The sequence below is a fragment of the Enterovibrio norvegicus FF-33 genome, assembly GCF_000286835.2.
GTDB lineage: Bacteria > Pseudomonadota > Gammaproteobacteria > Enterobacterales > Vibrionaceae > Enterovibrio > Enterovibrio norvegicus_A.
In genome coordinates, this window is record NZ_AJYD02000038.1 from 2,535,523 (window position 1) to 2,560,900 (window position 25,378).

The 25,378-nt window shown below is 48.5% G+C and carries 19 protein-coding genes; 10 read left to right on the forward strand and 9 right to left on the reverse strand.

Annotated elements, in window-relative coordinates; translation table 11 throughout:
- Window positions 1-13: 13 nt before the first annotated feature.
- Both A1OO_RS19240 and A1OO_RS19245 read right to left on the reverse strand, forming a co-directional pair.
- Window positions 14-1,147, reverse strand: a complete 1,134-nt coding sequence (locus tag A1OO_RS19240) for an ABC transporter permease (RefSeq protein ID WP_017004127.1) — start codon at window positions 1,145-1,147, stop codon at window positions 14-16.
- Window positions 1,148-1,225: 78 nt separating this feature from the next.
- Window positions 1,226-2,116 carry a TIM barrel protein gene (locus A1OO_RS19245; RefSeq protein ID WP_017004128.1) on the reverse strand — a complete coding sequence of 297 codons (891 nt, stop codon included), beginning with the start codon at window positions 2,114-2,116 and terminating at the stop codon, window positions 1,226-1,228.
- A gap of 297 nt (window positions 2,117-2,413) precedes the next feature.
- Here A1OO_RS19245 and iolD point away from each other — a divergent pair, with 297 nt between their 5' ends.
- From iolD to A1OO_RS19285, 8 genes are all read left to right on the forward strand, one after another.
- On the forward strand, window positions 2,414-4,267 hold the full coding sequence (iolD, locus tag A1OO_RS19250) for a 3D-(3,5/4)-trihydroxycyclohexane-1,2-dione acylhydrolase (decyclizing) (RefSeq protein ID WP_017004129.1): 1,854 nt from the start codon (window positions 2,414-2,416) through the stop codon (window positions 4,265-4,267).
- 69 nt (window positions 4,268-4,336) lie between these two features.
- Window positions 4,337-5,512 (forward strand): Gfo/Idh/MocA family protein, encoded by a 1,176-nt coding sequence (locus A1OO_RS19255; protein ID WP_016961343.1) that lies wholly within the window; start codon window positions 4,337-4,339, stop codon window positions 5,510-5,512.
- Window positions 5,505-6,557: a 5-dehydro-2-deoxygluconokinase gene (iolC, locus tag A1OO_RS19260; protein ID WP_017004130.1), complete on the forward strand. Its 1,053-nt coding sequence runs from the start codon at window positions 5,505-5,507 to the stop codon at window positions 6,555-6,557. The genes A1OO_RS19255 and iolC overlap by 8 nt, the downstream gene beginning before the upstream one ends.
- Before the next feature lie 21 nt (window positions 6,558-6,578).
- Window positions 6,579-7,436, forward strand: a complete 858-nt coding sequence (locus A1OO_RS19265) for a 5-deoxy-glucuronate isomerase (protein ID WP_017004131.1) — start codon at window positions 6,579-6,581, stop codon at window positions 7,434-7,436.
- A 24-nt stretch (window positions 7,437-7,460) separates the two neighbouring features.
- Complete coding sequence (locus A1OO_RS19270) at window positions 7,461-8,312, forward strand: class II fructose-bisphosphate aldolase (RefSeq protein WP_017004132.1); 852 nt, start codon at window positions 7,461-7,463, stop codon at window positions 8,310-8,312.
- A 52-nt stretch (window positions 8,313-8,364) separates the two neighbouring features.
- Complete coding sequence (locus A1OO_RS19275; protein WP_017004133.1) at window positions 8,365-9,534, forward strand: Gfo/Idh/MocA family protein; 1,170 nt, start codon at window positions 8,365-8,367, stop codon at window positions 9,532-9,534.
- Between the two features lie 237 nt (window positions 9,535-9,771).
- Window positions 9,772-10,143 (forward strand): hypothetical protein, encoded by a 372-nt coding sequence (locus A1OO_RS19280; RefSeq protein ID WP_016961337.1) that lies wholly within the window; start codon window positions 9,772-9,774, stop codon window positions 10,141-10,143.
- 77 nt (window positions 10,144-10,220) lie between these two features.
- Window positions 10,221-10,562 carry a thioredoxin family protein gene (locus tag A1OO_RS19285; RefSeq protein WP_017004134.1) on the forward strand — a complete coding sequence of 114 codons (342 nt, stop codon included), beginning with the start codon at window positions 10,221-10,223 and terminating at the stop codon, window positions 10,560-10,562.
- 30 nt (window positions 10,563-10,592) lie between these two features.
- On the opposite strand, the gene A1OO_RS19290 is transcribed toward A1OO_RS19285, so the two are convergent.
- On the reverse strand, window positions 10,593-11,027 hold the full coding sequence (locus tag A1OO_RS19290; protein ID WP_017004135.1) for a VOC family protein: 435 nt from the start codon (window positions 11,025-11,027) through the stop codon (window positions 10,593-10,595).
- 262 nt (window positions 11,028-11,289) lie between these two features.
- Here A1OO_RS19290 and A1OO_RS19295 point away from each other — a divergent pair, with 262 nt between their 5' ends.
- Window positions 11,290-11,910 (forward strand): LysE family translocator, encoded by a 621-nt coding sequence (locus A1OO_RS19295; protein WP_016961334.1) that lies wholly within the window; start codon window positions 11,290-11,292, stop codon window positions 11,908-11,910.
- Between the two features lie 40 nt (window positions 11,911-11,950).
- Here the strand turns inward: A1OO_RS19295 and A1OO_RS19300 are convergent, their stop codons facing one another.
- From A1OO_RS19300 to cobA, 5 genes are all read right to left on the reverse strand, one after another.
- The gene (locus A1OO_RS19300; RefSeq protein ID WP_017004136.1) at window positions 11,951-13,750 is read right to left on the reverse strand and encodes a bifunctional protein-serine/threonine kinase/phosphatase; all 1,800 of its coding nucleotides are present in this window, start codon (window positions 13,748-13,750) and stop codon (window positions 11,951-11,953) included.
- Window positions 13,751-13,753: 3 nt separating this feature from the next.
- Entirely contained in the window at window positions 13,754-15,229 is a 1,476-nt protein-coding gene (locus A1OO_RS19305) for a NarK family nitrate/nitrite MFS transporter (protein WP_016961332.1), read from the reverse strand.
- 182 nt (window positions 15,230-15,411) lie between these two features.
- On the reverse strand, window positions 15,412-15,744 hold the full coding sequence (nirD, locus tag A1OO_RS19310) for a nitrite reductase small subunit NirD (protein WP_016961331.1): 333 nt from the start codon (window positions 15,742-15,744) through the stop codon (window positions 15,412-15,414).
- 10 nt (window positions 15,745-15,754) lie between these two features.
- Window positions 15,755-18,340: a nitrite reductase large subunit NirB gene (gene nirB, locus A1OO_RS19315; protein WP_017004137.1), complete on the reverse strand. Its 2,586-nt coding sequence runs from the start codon at window positions 18,338-18,340 to the stop codon at window positions 15,755-15,757.
- Between the two features lie 10 nt (window positions 18,341-18,350).
- Complete coding sequence (cobA, locus tag A1OO_RS19320; RefSeq protein WP_083248053.1) at window positions 18,351-19,139, reverse strand: uroporphyrinogen-III C-methyltransferase; 789 nt, start codon at window positions 19,137-19,139, stop codon at window positions 18,351-18,353.
- Window positions 19,140-19,610: 471 nt separating this feature from the next.
- Here cobA and A1OO_RS19325 point away from each other — a divergent pair, with 471 nt between their 5' ends.
- A complete protein-coding gene (locus tag A1OO_RS19325; protein ID WP_017004139.1) occupies window positions 19,611-22,304 on the forward strand; it encodes a nitrate reductase in 2,694 nt (897 codons plus the stop codon).
- 58 nt (window positions 22,305-22,362) lie between these two features.
- Here the strand turns inward: A1OO_RS19325 and topA are convergent, their stop codons facing one another.
- A complete protein-coding gene (gene topA, locus A1OO_RS19330; protein WP_016961327.1) occupies window positions 22,363-24,984 on the reverse strand; it encodes a type I DNA topoisomerase in 2,622 nt (873 codons plus the stop codon).
- Between the last annotated feature and the right edge of the window lie 394 nt (window positions 24,985-25,378).

A 25,378-nucleotide genomic window follows, 5' to 3' on the forward strand; every position in this document is an offset into this window, starting at 1 on the left:
TGGATAACCACGACTAGCGAGCGCTGGTCACTTTCTTACGAATGAAGTTGTTAAAGAGCACAGCAATGAGCAGCATTACGCCAAGGAATACACGGAACCAATCTGAATCAACACCCGTGAAGAAAATCCCCATCTGAACCACACCAAAAATCAAAGCACCGAAGAAAGCACCAATGACCGAGCCATAACCGCCCGTCAACAAAGCACCGCCGATAACCGCGGCAATAATCGCTTCAAACTCTTTGAGCAAACCACGGTCAGCCGCCGCAGACCCAAACTCCAACACCTGACAAGCCGCGAATACGGTGGCGCAAAATGCAGTAAACATGAAAAGGATTATTTTGACGTTGTCAGTCGGTACGCCCACGTTCTTAGCAGCATTGGCATCACCACCTGAGGCGAAAATCCAGTTGCCAAAACGAGTACGCAACAACACAAAAGAACACGCTGCGGTCAAAAGGAACCACCAAACGACCACCATGGGGATACCTGCGACAATCGGCGAGCCATCAGAGTAGGTTTCGATCCAACCCATTTTCGCCAACCAGATAAAGAACTCAGTTCCGATTTGCCCGCCAAATATCGCGCCCAACCAATCGCCTTCCGCAAGATTACCGACACCTGAAATAATGGTTTTATTGGTAAGTGCAATAGACAGTGCAATCGTCAAGCCACGCAGAATGAAAAGGAATGCGAGAGAAACAATGAAGGAAGGTAATCCCGTTTTAACGACGATATACCCATTGAGGAAACCGACCGCCATGGCGCATGCAAATGCGAATAGAATCGCCGCCCATACAGGCCACGCCCAATAAACGGCGGGAATGGCGATCATCATGCCTGCAAAACCAATCATGGAACCGATAGAGAGATCGAATTCACCTGCAATCATGAGCAAGCAAGCGCCTACCGCGATAATACCCAACTGCGCTGAAACCGTGGTCCAGTTAAGCACACCGTCTGCATTGAACATGCCTGAGTCCCAGGCAACGAGCGCAAAAAATACAAATACTAAAATGGCACCTGATACCGAACCAAGCTCTGGTCTCGATAGTAATCGCTTGACGGAAGAAACTTTTCTGACACGCTCGTCATTGTCTCCAACCGACTTTTTTTCTGTCCCTGATGCGGTTTCTTTTACCGACATACTCGCCTCCTAATTCCTTGCGTCTAATCTGGGCGCTGGCCCGAATCCGAATGACTGTTCAACTGTTGTCTCTGTTGCTCAGTGAAGAACCGTCTTTTCAATAAAAGCGCGGCTTTGCTCTGCGTCTGTCTTCGCATCGCTTTTGGCGGTAGGGTCAGTGTCTTGTTCCACGGTCACCCAACCTTTGAAATCAATATCAATCAACGTTTGTCGAACGTCTGAGAAATCCACGCATCCCTGCCCGAGTGGACAAAAAATGTTGTTGCCAATCGCCGTGTAGAAATCGGTACCTGTTGCCACAGATGCTGCCAACACATCTGCATTGATGTCTTTAAAATGTAGATACTTAACGCGGTCTTTGTAGGTTCTTAATACATCGCTAGGATCCATGCCTGCATAAACACAGTGCCCGGTATCCACACACAAAGACATCAGCTCTGCCGGAAGGTCTCTCATTGCTCTATCCAGCTCATCGCGATATTCGATATAAGTGCCCGCATGCGCATGCAATGTGGGTGTGACATTGTATTGCGCACAAATTTCACCCACGCCGCGCAGGGTTTCCATCATCGCATCCCACTGTTCATCATTGAGTCGTGTGGCTGTTTTGGCTTGACCCGCTTCATCTGTTCGTGGAGATGAAACATGGTCAATCACGACCAAAAACTCAGCGCCTTGCTCATTGAGGATTTGGCATGTGGTATGGGTTTTCTCGAAAATGGCCTCTCGCTCTTCCGCTTTGTGAAGGTGTACAAACAAGGTGCCCGCAACCAATCCCAGCGTTCGAGCGGTTAAGGCTGAACGCAACGCTTGAGGATCTGTCGGTAAATACCCGAGAGGTCCCAACTCTGTTGCGCCATACCCAGCGCCCGCAATTTCATCTAACACTGTTTGCCATAAGGGATTGGCTGGGTTGTCAGCAAATTCAATTCCCCACGAACACGGTGCATTGGCAATTTTCAGTTCCAAGGCAAAGCCTCCTACTCATTAAAGTCCATGCGTCTTTAACATCTGGCCTTAGCGACCCATGAAAAGCTCAAACATTTAAACTATCGTTAACACTTAATAAACAATTATGGTAATGATTTCACTTTGTCAACGAAATGGCCGTCTCAAAATTGCGCATTAAACGCCCAGTCACTCTATTTGAATAAAAAGTGTGCGCCACCTCTGATTATTTTCACTTTGCCATTTGAAAACATTTTCATTACATGACTACTATTTCATCAGAGCACGGAATTTGACTTTTTAGTGGGAGAAACATGGATGGGAACAATAAGACTCACAACGGCACAAGCACTTGTCCGTTATCTGGCAGCACAACAGATTGAAAATGAAGGGAAAGTAGAATCATTATTTGGATGTGCTTTTGCCATTTTCGGTCATGGCAACGTCACTTGTCTTGGTCAGCAACTATTTGAAAATCAGTCAGTATTCCCAACCTGGCGAGGACAAAATGAGCAATCAATGGCGTTAGCTGCAACGGCATATGCACGCGCTCATCAGCGCCGCAGAATTGGCATTGCAACCTCATCTGTTGGCCCTGGTGCGACCAACATGATCACGGCTGCAGGCGTTGCACATACCAACCGACTACCATTGCTATTGCTAGCCGGTGATACGTTCCAATCTCGCTTGCCCGACCCCGTATTGCAACAAGCCGAGCACTTTTCCAATCCCTCGCTGACGGTGAATGACGCCTTCAAGGCTGTTACTCGTTTTTGGGATCGAATCAACAGCCCATCTCAACTCACCGTCGCACTGCCTCAAGCCATTGCCACCATGCTTGATCCAGCCGATTGCGGCCCAGCGATGATTGCTTTGCCACAAGATGTTCAAGGACAAGCATGGGATTTCCCAGAAAGTTTCTTTGAGCCAAAAGTGCACCGCATTCGTCGCCCTCAGCCAGAAGCCATTGATTTAGCACTGGCGGCTGACGCCATCAAAGCATCAAAACGTCCGCTGATTATTGCTGGCGGCGGCGTGGTTTATTCTGGTGCGCGTGAGGCACTGACCCAATTTGCCGAAAAGCATCAAATCCCAGTGGTTGAAACCATCGCGGGTCGCACGCTGCTTGACGACAAGCATCCACTTAACTGCGGCCCCGTCGGCGCAACAGGATCAAACAGCGCCAACCACCTGTGTTACGAGGCTGATTTGGTACTCGCCATTGGCACGCGCTTACAAGATTTCACCACTGGATCATGGACCTTGTTCCGCGATCCTGACATGAAACTAATCAGCATTAATGCAGGTCGATTTGATGCCAACAAGCACATGGCACAATCCGTGATTGCGGATGCCAAAGCCGCCATCGTTCCGTTAAGCGAGCAACTTGACACGTGGACAACCGAGAGCGGTTGGGTCGACAAAGCCAAAGCAGAAAAAGCGGCGTGGAATGACATCGTCAATGCCCGAACGGCAGCGACAGACACTGAACTGCCGTCCTATGCGCAAGTGATCGGTAAAGTGAATGCGCTGACGCAAGAAGGCGATCGCGTGATCACTGCCGCTGGTGGTCTACCGGCTGAAATCAACATGAACTGGCAAACCCGTCACCCTTATTCACTCGACGTTGAATTTGGTTTTTCTTGCATGGGCTATGAAATCGCAGCGGGCTGGGGTAACAAAATCGCCAGACCTGAGTATGAATCTATCGTCATGGTGGGCGATGGCTCTTACCTGATGATGAATTCCGACATCTACAGTTCTGTCCTCACCGGACACAAGATGATTGTTTTTGTGTGTGACAACGGTGGTTTTGCCGTTATTCGCAAGCTTCAAACCAACACGGGCAACGTCGCGTTCAATAACCAGTTAGAAGATTGCACCACTGAGCGTAACTATGACCTGCCGCGCGTTGACTTTGTCAGCCATGCACGCGGACTAGGCGCAAATGCAGAGAAACTGACCAATCTCAATGAATTAGAAGCCGCGTATGCGCGGGCCAAAGCATCGGATCGCACTTATGTCATCGTCGTCGATATTGACGACACAGTTTGGTCATCGTGTGAAGCATGGTGGGAAGTTGGCCTTCCTGAAGTGACCGACAATGAAAATATTATCAAAGCACGCGACCAGTGGGAGCAAGGACGTCAGCACCAACGACGTGGCGTGTAGTCGCTATCGGTCAAACAAAAAGAATAACAACGCGAGCAATGCGTCTAAAGATCAAGGAGAAAGCGCATCATGTTTAATGAAGAAATGCATTTGGATTCACCTATCCGTTGGGGAATGGTTGGCGGTGGTCGAGGCAGTGAAATTGGCTACTCTCACCGCGCTGCTGCGCAACGTGACCGTTTGTTTACCTTTGTCGCGGGTGCGCTGGACTTAGACCCTAAGCGCGGACGCGAATTTGGCGCTAATCTCGGCCTAGACCCTGACCGTTGCTATCCGGATTACAAAACCTTATTTGCTGAAGAAGCAAAACGTGAAGACGGTATTCAGGCAGTCTCGATTGCGACGCCAAACTCAACCCACTATGAAATTGCAAAAGCTGCGCTTGAAGCGGGCTTGCACGTTGTGTGTGAAAAGCCCGTCACCATTCATGTTGAAGATGCCCTCAAGCTAAAAGCATTGGCGGAGAAGCAAAACAAAATGGTTGCCGTCATGTATGGCTACACGGGCTTCCCTATGGTTCAACAAGCCAAAGAGATGGTTCGCCGTGGCGACATTGGCGCCGTGCGTGTGGTGCAAATGTCGTTTGCCCACGGCTTCCATAATCTCGAAGTAGAAAAGGACAATCCAGGTGCCAAATGGCGCATGAACCCTGAAGTGTCCGGCCCCAGTTTCATTATTGGTGATTGCGGGACACACCCTTTCTACTTGGCAAGCCTGATCACAGGGTTGAAAGTGAAATCTCTATTGTGTTCGCGCCAGAGCTTTATTGAATCTCGCGCACCACTGGAAGATAACGCCCACGTCATGTTCAACTTTGAAGGTGGCGCAGTGGGGACATTGTGGGCGAGCGCCATCAACTCAGGTTCTATGCACCAACAAAAAGTCCGCGTTGTCGGCGAGAAAGCCAGTTTGGAGTGGTGGGATGAATACCCTAACCAACTGAGATATGAAGTGCAGGGAGAGCCAGTACGCATTCTAGAACGTGGTATGGGCTATCTTTACAATGATGACCCTGGTGTGTCATGCAACCGTCAGGGTGGCGGTCACGCTGAAGGATTTTTTGAATCTTGGGCCAATCTCTATCACCGTTATGCTCTCGCGATTGATGCGTTCGAACGCGGCGATACTGCCTTTTTGGAAACCCATTGGTATCCCGACATTAACGGCGGTATTGACGGTGTGAAGATGGTCAATGCCTGCGTCAAATCAGCCGATAATGGCGCAGTGTGGGTAGACTATGACTGATTCTCACATTCACCTCTCTGGCTGGGAACAAAACGACACGCGCCCGCTCGATGTCATCTGCCTTGGGCGTGCTGGGGTTGATTTCTATGGCAATACGGACGGCGCGGATTTCTGCGCTGAGTCCAGCTTCAAAAAAAGTGTCGGGGGTTCACCCGCCAATGTCGCCATTGGCTTAGCCACTTTAGGTGCAAAAGCGGGCTTCATCGGATGTGTTTCTGACGATGCGCAAGGCCGCTATGTGCGCCATTACATGCAGGAAAAAGGCATCGACCTATCGGGTGTGAAAACCTTGAGCGGCGAATACCGCACGAGTCTGGCGGTGGCTGAGTTGCGCCCTGAACCTGAAGTGGTGATTTATCGCAACAATGCGGCGGATCTAGCGTTAAATGCGAAAGACATCAGTTCCGAGTATCTCGCTTCATCACGTTGTCTGTTTGTTTCAGGCACCGCGCTGTCCACCAACCCTTCGCGTTTAGCGACCCTTTCTGCCATGCAAACCGCACAGCTCTCAGGCACCTTAGTGGTGCTAGATTTGGACTATCGCGCTTATTCATGGGCATCCCCAGAAGATCCGCCGCATTTCTATCGCCTCGCGGCTTCATTGAGCGATGTGGTCATTGGCAATCGCGAAGAATTCGAGGTCATGGGTATCCCGTATGACCATGAAGAAAGTCACATCAACGCGGCCTCCGAGCTATTAAGCGGCGGCACAGCGTTAGTGGTCATCAAAGCCGGTGCTGAGGGCTGTGATCTGTTTGGTTTGGATGGCAATGGCAACTTGCTCAAACGCTCGCAAGCCATTTTCAACGTGGAAGCGCGCAAACCCTATGGCGCAGGAGACGCCTTTGCTGCGGCGTTACTTTATGCCTTGTTGTATCAGCACAACCTCAAAGACGCCGTCGCCATGGGCGCTGCAAACGCTGCCATCAATGTCACAGGGGACACTTGCGCTGACGCGATGTCCAAATTACCTGCATTGATCGCGTTTATGGAAAGCCGTGGACACACATTTTCAGCGTTGCCAAAAGTGACAGTGCAACGTTAAGAAACGATTAAGGAGTAGATCATGGGAAAACATATCCCGCCGTTTGATAACAAAAATGCGCCCGTTGTTGGCGTCAATGACGACACCACCCCCCTTTGCTATTTCAACCCCGTTCGTCTTAAAAAAGGCGAAAGCCATAGCTACAAACTAGATGACTATGAATCCGCAGTGGTACTCGCAGGTGGTACCTGCGACATCACTGTCGATGGCGAAACGTTTAGCGGCATCGGCAAGCGCGCCTCTGTTTGGGATGGCGACCCCGCGGCGGTATACGCGCCAGTGGGTAGCGATGTCACCGTGACATGCGTTTCTGACGAAGCCGATGTGATGATTGCAGGTGGACGCTACGAGCAAGAAGCAGGGCACGCGCTTTCTGCCTTCGCCGTTCAACCCGAAGAGACGGACAAAATTCAGTACGGCAGTGACGACACCAAGACCCACCGCAAAATTAAACATATCTTCGGCCAGAAAAATGCCGACAAACGCGGTCGCATGCTGGTCAGCGAATTGTTTACCGTGGGTGCTGGCGGGTGGTCAGGTTTTCCACCGCACAAGCACGATGAAGATCGTGCACCGCAAGAAACCCGTTACGAAGAGGTCTACCAATTTAGGTTTAACCCTGACTTCGGCTTTGGTGCTCAGTTTCTTTACGAACATGAAGATGATTGCGGGCCGGTTTATCACGTTCGCACTGGCAGCGTGATTGCCATCGACAAGGGCTACCACCCTTCTGTCGCCGCGCCGGGTTACGAAATGTATTACTTCACCATCATCGTGGGTGAAACGAGTAAATCATTGGTACAGCATTTTGACCCCCATCATGAGTATCAAGTGCACACGATCCCCGGCATCAAAGACATGGTTGCTAAATTTAAGTAGCCGTAATCTGAAAAGGACGAACCGATGCTAGTAAACCTGAACGACTTGCTCCCGAGCGCCGCTGTATCTGATGGCGCAGTGGCATGTTGCAATGTATTTGGTCTTGAAGAAGCCAAAGCCATTATTGCTGCCGCTGAATCCATTTCATTGCCCGTTATTCTGGCCGTCAACAAGGACATGGTGGACTTGGTGGGCGTCGAAGCCATGGGCGGCATGTTGGTGCCAATGGCAAAAGCCAGTTCCGTGCCTGTCTGTGTTCATTTAGACCATTGTTATGAAGAAGCCATTGTTTATCGTGCCATTCATTCAGGCTTTAGTTCTGTGATGTTTGATGGTTCACAACTGCCGCTTGAAGAAAACATCCGCCGAACACGCCAAGTCGTGGATGTTGCCCACGCGGTTGGTGTCACCGTTGAAGGCGAGCTAGGTTCTGTCCCCTATGAAGAAGGTCGCGACCACATTATATCTATGGCGACACTCCCAGAAGAAGCCACTCGATATACGGCAGAAAGCGGCATTGATGCGCTTGCAGTGTCTGTCGGCAATGTCCATCGGAAAACCGAAGCGAATAGCCCAATCGATTTCGACTTACTGAAGAAAATTGAAATGGCCACCACTCTGCCTTTAGTCATTCATGGCACAACGGGTATTGCTGAGGCTGACCTTCTCACGCTTAAACAACAGCGAGTGGCGAAATTCAACGTCGGCACCACCCTTCGCATGGCATTTGGTCAAGCTATTCGCGAGTCCATGCAGCAAGAGCCTGACAAATATGACCGTCAGTATTTCGCAGGAAAAGCCATGCCAGCGCTGCAGAACGAAGCAGCCAGAGTGATCGCATTATTGGCTTCCTCTCGCCAGCCACTACTCAAATAACAAACGCTATCGATTAACCATCGCGGTGATACCCATTCAAAAGGACGTAAGAATGAGCAAGGCATATCAGAAGTTGGGAAGAAAGTTGAGATTAGGCGTGATTGGCGGTGGGCCGGATTCATTTATCGGCTCCATTCACCGATCAGCCGCCACCATGCATGAAGAATTTGAAGTTGTCGCTGGGGTATTTTCATCCAATCCTGAACGCTCCTTGCTCGCGGGCAAAGAAATGGGTATCGCTCGCCCTTATGCCGATCCCGACGCTTTATTCGCGGGTGAAGCAAATGCAGATGATCCCATTGATGCACTGGCGATCATGACGCCCAATAACAGCCACTATGACCTTTCTTGTCGTGCGCTGGATGCTGGTTTCAACGTATTTTGTGAAAAGCCACTGACCATGACCGAAGAAGAATCTGCGGATTTGGTCAAGCGAGTCAATGCGGCTGGAAAGCGCTACTGCGTGGCCTATGGTTACAGTGGCTACGCGATGGTAAGACAAGCCAGAGACCTTGTCGCGCAAGGTGTTATTGGTAACATCACCATGGTGCAAAGTAACTATGTGCAGGGGCATCTTGCCACGCTAACCGAATCGGAGCTGTCGGGTGCGAACTGGCACATGAAACCGGACCTCGCAGGCCCATCGTTGATCCTTGGCGATATTGCGACCCACAGTTATCACCTCGCCAGTTATGTGATGAGCATGGAGGCGGCCTCTTTAAGTGCCGACGTCACCGCTTTGGTTGATGGACGTGATGCCGATGACTACTGCGGAATTTTGCTGCGTTATCCCAACAAGGCGCGTGGCGTGTTTTGGGTCACCCAAGCTGCCGCCGGTGGCGTACATGGTCTGAATCTCACCCTTTACGGCACCAAAGGCGGCCTGGAGTGGCATCAAGAACAGCCAAACGAATTGCTCGTTCGCCCTATCGACAAGCCCGCTTATATTCTCACTAAAGGTGGAACAGGACTGACTGGCGCAGGCTCGCGCGTGTCTCATGTGGCGATTGGTCACCCTGAAGGCTACCGAGAAGCGTTTGCCAACCTGTACTACGATTTCGCTTCCAATATCGTGGATGATTTACGTAACGAGACCCCCGATCCGTTGAGCCTCTGGAACCCAACCGTTGAGGAAGGCGCACAAGGTATGGCTTTTGTTTACGCCGCCGTCCGCTCTCGTGATAACGACGGCAAGTGGGAACCCGTAAAAGATCTCACCTAACCTTCTAGTTTATCGATTTACATGCTTGCGAGCAGGTAGCCCGTCGTCGGTCTGCTCGCCTTTTTCTCCTCACCTTGCTGCCTATTCATTCCGTTCTCTCTTTCCTCTCCCGCTCCCACATGCGCTTTTCCTCACTTTGCTCCTCAAAAGAATTAATATTCAGGCTTATAACTCAGACAACCTCATCGTCGCCACCAGTCTATATTAACAAGCAATATTGAATGCTCAGGAGGAGCTATGTCAGACAAAAAAATCGCACTTTTTGGTTGGCACCCAGATGTGGTGAACTACGAAAAATGGCCAGGAATGAGCGCAGAAAAGCTTCGCGCCATGCTTGAAGGTGACAGAGATAAGCTTGTTGCCCTTGGATACGCGGTTACATTGCACTATATCCGAGATGGTGAAACCGCCTATGACGCTGCAACAGAGGCACTTCAAGGTCAACCCTATGATTGCGTGCTGATCGGCGCAGGCGTGCGTCGTGATGACGACCATTTTCTTGTGTTTGAAAAACTGGTTAACGCGGTACACAAAGCCGCACCGCAAGCGACCATTTGCTTCAACACCAATCCCAGCGACACGGCCGATGCAATTAAGCGTTGGACCTAATAAACATTAAAGGCGACCAAGGTCGCCTTTAATGTTTAGCATTTAGACATTCGAATCACTGTCACGGAGGACACCCGATGATCCAAGCTGCCACAACGGGCTTCAACCCAGACTATGCAGAAGACGGCCCGACGATCGAAGAGGTTCAAGCCTTGCAAGGTATTGCCATTATCGAGTTTGGCGCACCTTGGTGTGGATACTGCCAAGCGGCAGAGCCTGCGGTGAAGGAAGCCTTAGCTGGGCTTTCAATTCCACACATTAAAGTTTATGACGGCAAGGGAAAACGACTGGGGCGATACTTTAACGTTAAGCTGTGGCCTACGTTGATACTGCTTAACGACGGTGTCGACATTGAGCGCGTCGTGCGCCCCATTCACCCCGATGAAATCGGAGATTTACTCACCGACGTTGATACCTAACTCGCGTTTAGGCGGTTGGCGACCCATCACCTATTTCGCAAACAATTGACCATCAATATCTTTGAACGATTTAAATTCCAACGCATTGCCGGTCGGATCGAGAAAAAACATGGTGGCTTGTTCGCCCGGTTGACCAACAAAACGAATATAAGGTTCGATGACAAACTCAACCCCTTTTTCTTTTAACCTGCCAGCCAGTAATTGCCAATCTTCCATCTCAAGCACAACACCAATGTGTGGAACCGGAACGGCTTTGGCATCGACAGCATTGTGATGCAGATTTAGCGTATTGTTTTCGCCTATATTGGGGTCGCAATGAATGACAAGTTGATGCCCATAGAGGTTGAAATCAACCCAATCGTCACTGCTTCGCCCTTCCCCACAATTCAACACATCAGCATAAAATCGGCGTGACTCTTCTAGATTTCTTACCGGAATCGCGACGTGAAAAGGTGTCAATGTCATGGGCTCTCTCCCTAGAGGCTTAGTTTCGTGATTGAGTATCCTGATTGAATTTGCTGACTAAATCATAGTTTGCCCGTCACTAAAGGTTGAATGATTTATAAGAATGGTACGTTGGCATGCCACGGCATTGACGATAAAACTGTGTTTGTCTCAGTTATAAATAAACATAACAACACGTCACTATTTCAATTTCTCCCGAACAATGATGTGATGGATTAACAGCGCATCTCACGCTCAGAAAATATAACAAGGATGGAACAAAATGACGGTTGAAACCTGGCTCGCGTTTCTCTCTATTGCCTTCCTCGCAGCCCTTTCTCCAGGCCCTGCTATCTTATTGGTGATGACGCATTCGCTGCGTTCTGGGCTAGGAAAAGCCTTGTTCACTGTCGCTGGTAATATTACTGGTTTGTTTATCATGTCGTCATTTTCAGTGCTGGGCTTGAGCGCACTCGTTCTCAGTTCTGCCACCGCGTTTATGGTCATCAAACTGCTGGGCGCCTGCTACTTGGTTTACCTTGGCATCAAAGTTTGGCGAAATGGCATCGAGATTTCACTCTCCGATGCGCCTGACACAAACAAGACACGCAGCTATTATCTCCAAGGCGTGTTGGTTGCATTAACGAACCCTAAAGCTATCGTGTTTACCACGGCACTCTTTCCGCAGTTCATTGAAATAAGCCAGCCTTTGATCCCACAGTTTTCAATTTTGGTGGTGACCTTGATGTGTTGTTCAATCACCTGTTTATCTGGCTACGGATATTGGGGAGTAAAAGCCTTAAAACGATCGAAAAGCCTTACCACATCTAAGTGGTTACCGAGAACATTTGGAGGCACTTTCATCGGCATTGGCGCGATGCTCGCGCTGACAGCACAGCGTTAATGCGTGAGAAGATTTGACGATAAGTATTGGATGTTATGTGTTAACTGATCAATAGACCAAATTGCAGTAACACCAGCACAAACAACATCACCGATAACCCTTTCCAAAATCGGAGCGGGTTTTTCTCCAACAAAGACCGCGATTGGTTAGCCTTTTCCAATTTGCGGTTTGGCTTCAACAGATCTTGCTCAAACTCAGACAGCACCTGATAACGAGCCGCAGGGATCGGATGACACGCTTTTTTTAACGCGGCATCAAACCAATCAGGAATATCAGGCCGGTATACTGTCGCTGGCACATAGTCGTTCTGCTGCGCCGCACGAGGGTTTGCCGCATTAACAGGCTTGTATGGCAAATGTCCAGTGAGCAGTTCATAAATCGTCATTCCAAGCGAGAACACATCAGACGCTAATGTCGCATTCTGTCCTTTGATATATTCCGGCGCTGCGTAATTTAGATCGCCGACTGGATAGCCTTCTTCGATGTTCTCACCCAATTCGTTTAACCCATCAGCCTGCGCGGTGCCGTAATCAATTAGCGTCACATTCATGTCTTTGTCGACCATGAGGTTATCTGGCTTGATATCACGATGCACCACCGACATTCTCTGCAACACACGCATGGCACGAATTGCTCCTTTCGCCAAAGTGCGCACCTGAGACAACGTGGGTGATGGGAAATCTACCATCCACTCTCGAAACGTCATGCCATCAAGGTATTGGCAAACATGGTAGAGAAACGGTGAGTGTTGAGATGGCGGATGGATTTTCATCACACCGGGTTGCTTGATTTGCTCACCAATCCATCCTTCTCGGATAAATCCAGCGAGATAAACCGCATCATCGGCAAAGTTTTGCGACGGCATTTTCAACACGTACTGTTTACCATCCAGATCACTGCGTGCCAGATAAATGTGGCTTCGACTGCCGCTGTAAAGTACACGGACAACCTCATAGTGATCGATCTTCACTCCTTCACGCAAAACAGGCGGAATGACGCGTTCCGACAACTCTCTTATTGCTTCATCAAATGTCGCAGAAGGCAAAGCATCAATGGTCAGCACTAAGCAGGTAACGTTGTCATCACTGCCTGCTGCCAGCGCATCTGAGACTAAATTTTCCGCGACTAACTGAAGATCACTATTTTCTTCGATACCCTCTAAGCGATCAGCGATCTGCTTATCAGGCAACACATCATGCAGGCCATCACTCGACATCATCACAATATCGCCCCGCTCAACCGCTACTGACCGATAATCGACGTTGAGATGGCTATCGATGCCTAACGCGCGGGTCAAATGATGTTGTGTCTTTCCAGTGTAATGGCGATGATCTTGTGTCAGAGGAGTAAGCGTGTGATGACGAAACAGATAGGCGCGACAATCTCCCACATGAAAAACATGGGCAGTGTTAGATTTCACCACAGCGCCGCAAAATGCGGCAACCATGGCACTGGAGGATGTTCCAGCTTGTTGAGCATGATGATATAACCAATGGTTGAGCGATTTGAGCACCTTGCTCGCAGAGGCTTTTGCCGTCCATGTCACCGGCGTGCCGAGGTAATCATCAATAAATTCCGTCACGCTCATTTCGCTGGCTTTTTGGCTGATATCGCTACAACTCACGCCATCTGCAATCGCTGCAACCACACCTTTATGTTTAAGCTCACTGAGTTTGTTAGGGATGCTAACCGCAAAGGCATCTTGATTAGGTACTTTGATGCCCGCGACTGAACAACCACCCGCGCGAACCACAAGCTGGGAAGCAGGCTGACCCTGCTTCCCAGCGAGTGAAATGGCAGCACTGCAATCCGCTGCCGTTGAATGACTTTCTGGTTTCATCGCTTACGCTTTTGCTACGTCGATCATGGTAATACTGCCATCGTCATTCACTTCTGCAATTTGCCCTGACGGCTCTTCCATAAAGAGTAGCGTGATAAATCCAACCACTGCTGTACCAGCAATAATCAGGAAGAAGGTGCTGTAGTCCACCAGCGATAAAACGGTTAGATATACCACTGCACCAACGTTACCGTAAGCGCCTGTCATACCCGCGATTTGGCCTGTCATTCGACGCTTGATCAAAGGCACAGCGGCAAACACGGCACCTTCGCCAGATTGAACAAAGAAAGAACACCCCATCGCCGCAACCACGGCCAACCAGACAGGCCATGTACCGTCAACCTGTCCCATCACTAAGTAGCCTAACGCTAAGCCCGCAGTAAGAATAAGCAGTGTTGGTTTGCGTCCAAATTTATCAGATAGCCACCCGCCACCCGGGCGCGACATCAAATTCATAAAGGCGTAAGCAGAAGCCACCATGCCAGCGATCACAGGTGTGAGCTCAAACGTTTCTAAGAAGAACAGGGGCAGCATTGATACCACCGCAAGCTCTGAACCAAACGTCGCAAAGTACAAGATGTTCAAGACTGCGACTTGTTTGAATTTGTATTGATGAATTTCAGGCACGGCCTCTTTGAAAATATGCTTGTTTACCTTCCACACTTGCAGTGAATCGAACACATAGATCAGCGCGAGACCGACGTAAATCATGGTGACGACTGTCGTAGAGAACATACCAATACCTGATGGCGAAAGCTTCCATGCAAGTAGCGCTAGCGCGCCATACATCGGCATTTTCATCAACAGCAACAAGTAGAAGTCAGCTTTTGATGTGACTTCCATTGCACCCGCGTTCTTCGGTTTGTAATAGGTCGCACCTTTTGGTGTATCCGTTACGCTGCGATAAAACACAAAGGAAAACAGCAGACTCATCAAGCCTGTGATACCCATGGCATAGCGCCAACCATCTTCGCCACCAAACATTAGAGCGACAGTCGGCAACGTGAAGGCTGCTGCGGCAGAACCAAAGTTACCCCAGCCCCCATAAATACCCTCAGCGGTACCAAGTTCATTGTGCGGGAACCACTCAGACACAAGACGAATACCAACAACAAAACCGGCGCCGATTAAGCCAAGTGCAAAACGTGCAATCGCCGCTTGTACGAAGTTGTCGGATAGGGCAAAAACGAAGCAGGGAATCGAACAAATGGCGAGTAAAAGTGAATAAACAATACGAGGGCCATATTTATCCGTTAGCATACCAACGACCACCCGAGCCGGAATAGTAAATGCCACGTTTAAAATAAGCAGGGTTTTGATCTCGGCGGTGGTGAGTCCCAATGATTCTTTTACAGACTGAAGCAATGGTGCGAAATTAAACCACACCATAAACGTAATAAAAAATGCAAACCAACTTAAATGGAGTATTTTCATTTTCCCTGTAAATGAAAATAGGTTGAATTTCTCACTTCCTGACATTTCGACATCCTCATCAATTAATAATCCCTGGCATTGCGGAATTTAATTTCCGCAATCAAAATCTCTATTCCTATTTCTGGGACACAGTTAGCCCGTCGCGATAAGGCGCTGATTGAACAACGCCATCACGGCAATATTTTTTATTCCTTGATTAATCGGCTAAGTGGTCACGTTTTCAGCTATTAACCCATCGCAGCCAGCTGCACATCTCCTTCATGGCATCTCACTGAATACGTACCAACGGAGATCGAGTCATCTTCAATGCACACACCGCTTTCGAGGCAGAAATGCTGTTTATAAAGCGGTGACGCAATCACGGTTTTATCACCCGATGAGCCAAGCATTCCTCGAGACAAAACATTGGCTTTACCAATTGGGTCGAAATTGTCGATGGCGTACAAGGTATCTGTTTGACCGCAGAGAAAAATCGCCACTTGTTTTTCATCAAATAACGCGCAAACACCCGTGTTTTTAACCAAATCTTGCTTACGACAAATCGTTTGCCATTGTGTCATTTCCGTCTCCCTAACCTTGTATCTCAACAACATCAATACGTTGGACTTTCTCAGCCTGTTGAACGCCGACGCCATCTGCCAATGTTTCTTTTTCAGCTGGCGCGGGTACTCTTTGCCCCCGCTCAGTGATGTATTTCAACCCACTGTCGGCTTGCTCGCTATTAATGAAGTGCTTAAAGCGTTTGAGCCTTTCTGGCGATTCAATGGTGGTTTTCCACTCGCATTGATATTGCCCGAGGCTTTCAGCCATTTCTTTTTCTAGCTCGTCGGCAATCGAAAGTTTGTCTTCAATGACCACCTGCTTGAGGTAATCCAACCCACCTTCGAGGTTTTCGAGCCAAACGGACGTGCGCTGTAAACGGTCAGCGGTGCGGATGTAGAACATCAAAATGCGGTCGATGTATTTGATCAAATCAACACGATCAAGATCGGAGGCAAATAAATCACCATGGCGAGGACGCATGCCGCCGTTTCCGCAGACATAGAGGTTCCAGCCATTTTCAGTGGCGATGATACCGATGTCTTTTGATTGCGCTTCCGCACACTCACGCGTACAGCCTGACACAGCGAATTTGAGCTTGTGCGGCGATCTGAGGCCTTTGTAGCGGTCTTCGATGTTGATGGCGAAACCGACACTGTCATCGATGCCATAGCGACACCAAGTCGAGCCCACACATGATTTCACTGTTCGTACGGATTTACCGTAGGCGTGACCAGTTTCAAACCCCGCATCAACCAAAATTTTCCAAATGTCAGGCAATTCGTGCAATTGCGCACCAAACAAGTCGATACGCTGACCGCCCGTGACTTTGGTATACAGATCATATTGTTTGGCGACCTGTCCCAATACAATCAGCTTGTCTGGTGTAATTTCGCCACCCGCAACACGTGGCACGACGGAATATGTACCGTCTTTTTGCATATTACCGAGGTAGTTATCATTGGTGTCTTGCAAACCGATGTGCTCGTCTTTTAGCACATAGTCATTCCAAAATGACGCCAGAATCGACCCTACGGTGGGTTTACAAATGTCACAACCAAGACCTGACCCGTGACTTTCAAGCAAGTCATCGAAAGTTTTCACTTTCTTGATGCGAACAATGTCCGCCAATTCTTGGCGTGTGTAGTGAAAATGCTCACAAAGGTCGTTGTTCACTTCATGGCCTAACGCGGCCAGTTCTGTGTCCATGACTTGCTTGGTTAACGCTGCACAGCCGCCGCAACCGGTAGATGCTTTGGTTTCTGCTTTCAATTCCGCCATGGACGAACAACCTGCAGCCACAGCCGCTTTTATGGTCCCTTTGGTAACGTCATAACATGAACATATCTGCGCAGTATCCGGCAAGCTTGCAAGCCCTGCCGACCCAGTATCAGAGTCAGCGGCTCCGTCGGAAAGCAAAAGTACTGATGGGAATTCAGGTAACGGCAAATCGTTGAGCATGGTTTGCAATAAGTGGGAATAGCTCTCTACATCGCCAACCAGCACCGCACCCAACAGTTTGGTTCCATCTTCAGACACAATCACACGCTTGTAGACTTGCTCAATGCCGTCAGAGAAGGTGTAAGACTGTGCTCCCGGCGTATTGCCATGCGCGTCACCAATACTGGCAACATCAACACCCAATAACTTCAACTTAGTGCTCATGTCAGCGCCTTTAAACGCAGCCTCTTCTCCGCACAGTTTCGCTGCAACAACCCTCGCCATTTGATAACCCGGGGCGACCAATCCGAAAATGCGTCCTTCCCATAAGGCACACTCACCAATGGCATAAATATCACTGTCACTGGTTTGGCAGCTATCGTTGACGACAATGCCGCCACGTTCACCAAGCGCTAGGTCATGAGCCTTAGCCAATGCATCTTGAGGACGAATACCGGCCGAAAACACAACGACATCGGTTTCCAATTCACTGCCATCGGCAAATTCCAGTTTGTAGCGAGACGCATTGCCAGCCGAGATTGCCTTAGTCGCCTTTTCCGTGTGAATAGTCACGCCAAGCGAGGTGATTTTTTGCTTAAGTAATTCACCGCCGCCATCATCAAGCTGTACCGCCATTAGACGCGGTGCGAACTCAACCACATGGGTTTCAAGACCCATATTCTGTATCGCGTTCGCGGCCTCTAGGCCTAACAATCCCCCGCCCACAACCACACCAACCTGACTTGTGTCACCGGATGCTCGGATGGCTTCCAAGTCTTCTATCGTTCGGTAAACATGGCAATGCGCTTGATCGTTACCTTGGATTGGCGGAACAAATGGATATGAGCCCGTTGCAAGCACGAGTTTGTCGTAAACAACTTCGCGCCCTTTGTCAGTCACTACACATTTATTTTCTCGTTGAATGGCGACCACTTTTTCATTCAAGTAATAGTGGACGCCTTTGTCGTCATACGCTTCTTCACTGGTTAGCATCAGATCATTGGCTGTTTTACCGCTAAAAAAGCTGCTTAGCTGCACCCTGTCGTAAGCAAGACGAGGTTCTTCCGAAAACGTGATGATCTCAAATTCGTTGTTATTGTTTCTGTCGCACAGTTCCTCGATGAACCTGTGCCCTACCATGCCATTCCCAACAACGACAATGCGTTTCTTGTCCATAATCCTTTCCCTATGCTGAAAGCTTTTCAATGTGTTCTTGCGATTGGACGACAAACCAATCCAGTTCGGAGGCAAGCGATACCACATGACCGACCACGATGAGTGCCGGTGACTGAACACCTTTATTTGCGATATAAGCGTGAATGTCTGAAAGTGTTTTGATGAAAACACGCTGATCTGAGGTGCAGCCTTTTTCGATAACGGCGACAGGTGTTGTGGCGGAGAGACCCTCGGCAAGAAGCTCATGACAGATGAATTCAAGCTTGGATAGACCCATGTAAAACACCAATGTTTGGTTGAGTGATGCGAGGGCAGACCAATTCACTTCGAGGTCATGTTCTGAATGTGCGGTGACAAATGTGCAACCCTGTGAAACGCCCCGATGTGTTAAAGGAATACCCGCATAGCTAGTACAACCGCTCGCCGCGGTAATACCCGGAACGACTTCAACAGAGATACCTTCTCGATGAAGTACCTGCATCTCCTCTCCGCCACGACCAAATACAAAGACGTCGCCGCCTTTAAGTCGGCAGACGGTTTTCCCTTTTTTTGCTTCTTCAACCAAAATGCAATTAATGTCAGCCTGAGAAACGCTGTGCTTATCTTTCGCTTTACCGACAAAAATATGTTTTTTCCCGAATGGGATTAATGCGATTATTTCGTCGCTAACCAAACGGTCATACACAATGACGTCTGATTGTTGAATACACCGAAGCGCCTTCACTGTCATGAGATCGGGATCGCCAGGCCCTGCGCCCACAAGATATACCTTGCCACTATTCTGATGTTTAGCGGTCATTAAAGAAGCTCGCCGTTTATCTGTTGAATTGTCGGACATCCTTGCCTCTCACTTTCTTTGCTAAAAGCCATCTTTTCAAAAAGACCTGCCGAATATATCTAGCTATCAGCAATTTAAGTGCCAGTAATTAAAATAGACATCATCACACCTTTCAATTTAATGATTTTACTAATGAATTAATAACACTCATAACACCCATGAGGGATATGAAAAATAAAAAACACTCACACACTCAACATCACTGCTCGTTAATAGTGCGCAATAGAAATATTCCGCACCAAAAAGAGAACCTTATATTGCACCAATACAAAGCATTTTATTCTCATTAAATGGAATGACGTTAAATATCATCATAAGAAACAATAAAAACACCGTTTAATCGATGTGAAAAAATAAAAACAAAGAGATGGTATTAATGGCGTGGTGATTGCTTATAGAGATCATTCAGAGGAAAAAAGGAATGAACTCGTCATGTCAAAGAATCAATCAGAATGGACAAAATCAACCTGCCCTTATTGTGGCGTAGGTTGTGGCATCGAGGCGAAAATACACACCTCTGGAAAGCTTGAAGTCAGGGGAGATAGCCAACACCCTGCCAACTATGGCCGATTGTGTTCAAAAGGATTGGCGCTAGGTGACACTGTCGCAACAGAAGGCCGAATGCTCTCCCCGTCCATTGAAGGACAAAATTGCAGTTGGGATGATGCCTTAAGCCATGTCGCTTCATCACTTTCATCAATCATTGAACAACATGGCCCAGATGCCGTGGCGTTTTATGTCTCTGGACAATTACTCACAGAAGATTACTACGTAGCAAATAAGTTGATGAAAGGGTTTATCGGTAGCGGAAACATCGACACCAATTCTCGCTTGTGTATGGCCTCTGCCGTAGCGGGTCACAAACGTGCATTTGGAGAAGACATTGTTCCCGGTAATTATGAAGATATTGAGTTAGCCGATCTCGTTGTACTCACGGGCTCTAACCTTGCTTGGTGTCACCCAGTGATATACCAACGATTGAAAGCAGCCAAAGAAAAACGCGGAACCAAAATCGTGGTTATTGACCCAAGAGAAACCCGTAGTTGCGAGATAGCCGACCTACATCTCCCCCTATTTTCTGGCAGCGATATTGCTTTGTTTAACGGCTTACTGGCATACCTTGTCAAACATCAGCATATCAACCAAACCTACATCGATTCTCATACTGTCGGATTTGAACAAACCCTTACCCAAGCACAACGTTTTTCCACAATAACGTCGGTGGCGTTAGAGACGGGCTTAAAAACAACGGACATAGAAACCTTCTATCAATGGTTTTGTTCAACACCGCTCACCACCACTGTGTTTTCTCAAGGCATCAACCAATCCACGAGTGGCACTGACAAAGCAAACAGTATCATTAATTGCCACCTAGCCACTGGCCGTATTGGGCTACCCGGTAGTACACCGTTTTCAATTACCGGCCAACCAAACGCCATGGGTGGGCGGGAAGTGGGTGGGCTGGCAAACACACTGGCCGCGCATCTTGAATTTGGTAACGACGAGCACTTTTCGCTGGTGAAAATTTTTTGGAAAGCGCCCACTCTAGCAACCAAACCAGGGCTAAAAGCCATCGATATGTTCGATGCGATTGAAAAAGGAAACGTGAAAGCCATTTGGGTGATGGCGACCAACCCAGCGGTAAGCCTACCTGACAGCGACAGGATCAATCGCATTTTATCTGACTGCCCACTCGTGATTGTTTCAGACTGTGTTGCTGATACAGAAACGCTTCGTCACGCAAACGTCTGCTTACCCGCTCAAGGCTGGAGCGAAAAATCAGGCACAGTGACTAACTCAGAGCGTCGCATCTCTCGACAGCGTCGATTGCTACCTACACCAGGCGAAGGCAAACCTGATTGGTGGATAGTCAGCGAGGTCGCCAAACGAATGGGTTTCCATGACGCCTTTAATTACCAGACAGAGGCCGATATTTTCAGGGAGTATGTTGCACAGACCAACATAGGAAATCGTCACGAAGACAGAAGTAAAAGAATGCTGAACCTGTCAGGGCTAAACGGCATGACCAATGAGGCGTATAACGACCTGTCTCCAATTCAATGGCCTGTTAACAGCACGACGGGCGAAAGTGAACGCTTGTTTAGTGATGGACAGTTTTCGACGCCGGATGGAAAAGCAAAGTTCATCACTGTTGATCATCAGCCTCCAGCCAATGCCATTAGCGAACGCTATGGACTTATCTTAAATACAGGTCGAATTAGGGATCAATGGCACACCATGACTCGCACAGGTTTATCGAGCATTCTCAACACTCATGACAGTGAACCCATGCTAGAGATCCACCCTTTTAATGCATCCGATCGGGGCATTAGAGATGGTCAGTTGGTAAAAGTCAGTAGCAATATCAGTACGCAAGTATTTCGAGCAAGCGTCACTCGTCACGTTCCGGTAGGACAATGCTTTGCTCCCATTCACTGGAGTCAAACTCACTGCTCAGGAGGTAAAACAGACGCACTCATTCCGGCGATTACCGATCCAATTTCAGGGCAACCTGAGTTGAAAGCTACACCGGTGATGGTTCAGCCAATGTTTGTAAAAACCAGCCTTCAAATCTGCCGTTCATCACCGTTTTCACAGAGGCAATTGAGTCAGTTTTGTGCCGAATATTGGGTAAAGCAGAAAGTCTCAGGGGGCTACGTTTATCAACTTCAATTTTTTAACGAAACCGACGAGGTATATGCCACGCTTTTGGACTCATTCGTAGGTGATGAGGATGCCATCATTCAAGGTGGACAGCCCGCGCAGAGAAGAGCGGTTGTTTTTCAGCAATTGAAACCAACAATGGCATTTTCCCTTTGCAATATTGATAGCGAGCTGCGTCAACCCGATATTGCACAGCTTTTAGCATCTCACTTTACGCATCAGGATATTCACGCTTTCTTAGCTGATTCCCTTGCAACGCGTTCTCCCATTATCTGCACCTGCAAGCAAGTCACGCAAAGTGATATCGAGAATCTCATTGCTGAAAATCCATCCATTGATACACAGACAATCAGCGAGTTAACGTTGGCGGGTACAGGCTGTGGCAGTTGTGCATCCGACATCGAACAATGCCTTTTGCGTGCTTGTACGAGTGCATTGTCAATGGTTCAGAAAGCGGGATAACAAAAAGGCAGCCTAGGCTGCCTTCTCAATTTTCACATTCAACGCTTAAACGCGAATACTACTTCTTCTTACGTTTATCCGTCACTTCCCACTTACCGTCTATCAGCAGACCGGTCCAACCTGATGGTTTACCCTCTTCTTCGGTTCGGACGTAGTTCTCTTTGCTCTTACGGCTAAAGCGAACAACGGCTTTGCGTCCATCTGGATCTTCAGCTGGGGCATCGGCCAGATACTGATATTTTTCTGGAATGCGATCTTTAAAGCGTGCAAGTTCTTCAACTAATGGCGCTCGAGTTTCACGCGATTTAGGGAAGTTACTTGCCGCGAAGAACAAACCTGATGCACCGTCACGAAGCACAAAGTATGCGTCTGAGTTTTCACACGGCAGTTCAGGGAAATGCACCGGATCTTCTTTCGGTGGTGCGATTTCGCCGTTCTTCAAAATCTTACGGGTATTCTTACAGGTCTCGTTGGTACAACCCATGTACTTACCGAAGCGGCCGTTTTTCAGCACCATGTCGGAACCACACTTGTCACACTCAACCAGTGGGCCTTCATAACCCTTGAGCTTAAACTCACCCTTCTCGACAATGTAGCCATCACAGCTTGGGTTGTTACCACAAACATGTAACTTGCGATCTTTGTCAATCAAGTACGCGTCCATCGCCGTTTCGCACTTAGGGCAACGTTTTTTGGCGCGAAGCGCAGCGGTTTCAACGTCTTCTTCCAGTACGTTAACAATGCCTTCTTCATCCATCAGGTTGATGGTGGTTTTGCAACGCTCTTTCGGAGGCAACTGATAGCCTGAACAACCAAGGAATACGCCTGTCGATGCGGTACGAATACCCATCTTGCGACCACAGGTTGGACAATCGATGTCAGTCATGACGATGCTGTTAGGCTTCATGCCGCCTTCAGCTTCTTCCAATTCTGCTTTACCCAAATCATCCGTAAATGCTTTGAAGAAGTTGTTCAGTACCTGTTTCCAGTCTTCACTGCCCATGGCGATTTTATCGAGGTTCCCCTCCATTCGCGCAGTGAAGTCGTAATCCATCAAATCAGCAAAGCTGTCATCAAGACGGTCGGTAACAATCTCACCCATCTTTTCAGCATAGAAACGACGTTGTTCAGTACGCACGTAACCACGGTCTTGAATGGTTGAAATGATCGATGCATAAGTAGAAGGACGACCAATGCCACGCTTCTCAAGCTCTTTAACCAATGCGGCTTCTGTAAAGCGTGCAGGCGGCTTGGTGAAGTGTTGCTTAGGGTCAACCTTATCTAGCGTCAAGATCTCGCCTACATCAACGTGTGGAAGCGTTGTATCTTCGGTTTTACCCATAGGACGCTGTACACGTGTCCAACCATCAAAACGTAAGGTGCGACCTTTCGCTTTTAGGGTAAATTCGCCTGCTTGAACGCTAATGGTGCCCGAATCATATTTTGCTGGTGTCATTTGGCACGCAACGAACTGTCGCCAGATCAAGTCATACAGACGATGAGCATCTGGGTCCATGCCCTGCAAATCATCGGCATTCACGTCAACGCTTGAAGGACGAATCGCTTCGTGCGCTTCCTGAGCATTACCTTTAGAACCATATTTAAGTGGTGCGGATGGCAGATACTTATCGCCGTATTCGCTACCAATAAATTCACGTGCTGATTCAACAGCCTCTTGGCTCAAGTTGGTCGAGTCGGTACGCATGTAGGTAATATAACCCCCTTCGTACAGACGTTGAGCCAACATCATGGTCTTCTTAACGCCAAAGCCCATGCGGGTACTTGCCGCTTGTTGCAGCGTCGAAGTAATAAACGGCGCAGACGGCTTACTGCTGGTTGGACGGTCTTCACGGTCCACCACTTTGTACGTCGCTTTTTGCAATGCGTCTGTTGCCGCCATCGCTTGCGCTTCGTTCAATGGCTTGAACGCTTCACGGTTTTGCTGAGCAACAACTAGGCGCAACACATTTTGGCTAGCGGTTGTGGTATCGGCGTGAATATCCCAATACTCTTGCGGCACAAATGCTTTGATTTCGTGCTCACGCTCAACGAGCAGCTTAACCGCTACCGATTGAACACGGCCTGCAGACAAACCACGTGCCACTTTCTTCCAAAGAAGCGGCGACACCATAAAGCCCACAACGCGATCCAGGAAGCGGCGTGCTTGCTGTGCATTCACGCCATCCATGTTCAGTTCACCAGGCGCTTGGAACGCTTGCTGGATAGCATTTTGGGTAATTTCGTTGAAGACAACGCGTTTAAAACGGCTTTCATCACCACCGATCAGTTCCCGCAGGTGCCAAGCAATGGCCTCCCCTTCGCGGTCCAAATCCGTCGCGAGATAAACAAAATCTGCTTTTTCAGCCAACGCTTGAAGTTCAGAAACCACTTTTTCCTTACCTGGAAGCACTTGATAGTTCGCTTTCCAATTGCGGTAAGGATCAACACCCATTTTGTTGATCAGCGAATTCTTCTCTTTGTCTTTCTTAATTCGCTCTTTTTCTTCCGGACTCAACCCTTTGGTTGAGATAGGCGTCGCTTTTTTGCCGCCTTGAGCAGCACCGGTAGGCAGATCCCGAACATGACCTACACTCGATTTAACGATGAAGTCTTTGCCCAGGTATTTATTAATCGTTTTTGCCTTTGCCGGGGACTCCACGATAACGAGAGATTTACCCATAGTGACCAATACGCCCTCGCGTTAAAAATTCAATCTATCAGTCCAAATCGCATGAAAACCTTGATGCCATGCTGACTGACGCTATTTACAATATTGAGCGAGTCGATCTGAATATCAACCAGTTTCTTTCTAAAATCCCCCGATTGGTCGCAGCTTCCGCACTTGTTACCGACTTGTAACCAATAAACCTACTTTATCGGAGGGTTAGCGTAGTCTCACTTTTGCAAGCGCGCTAATCATTACCATTGACGCCAACCCATTTACCATTTCACTTCGAATTTTTCTGGCTTGGCTCACACAATGCGTTCTAGAAACATATCAATTCGACGCTTTCGTAAGCATGTCCTCTTTTAAGACTGCTCACGCTATAATAGGCGCTCTTTTTCCCTTTACT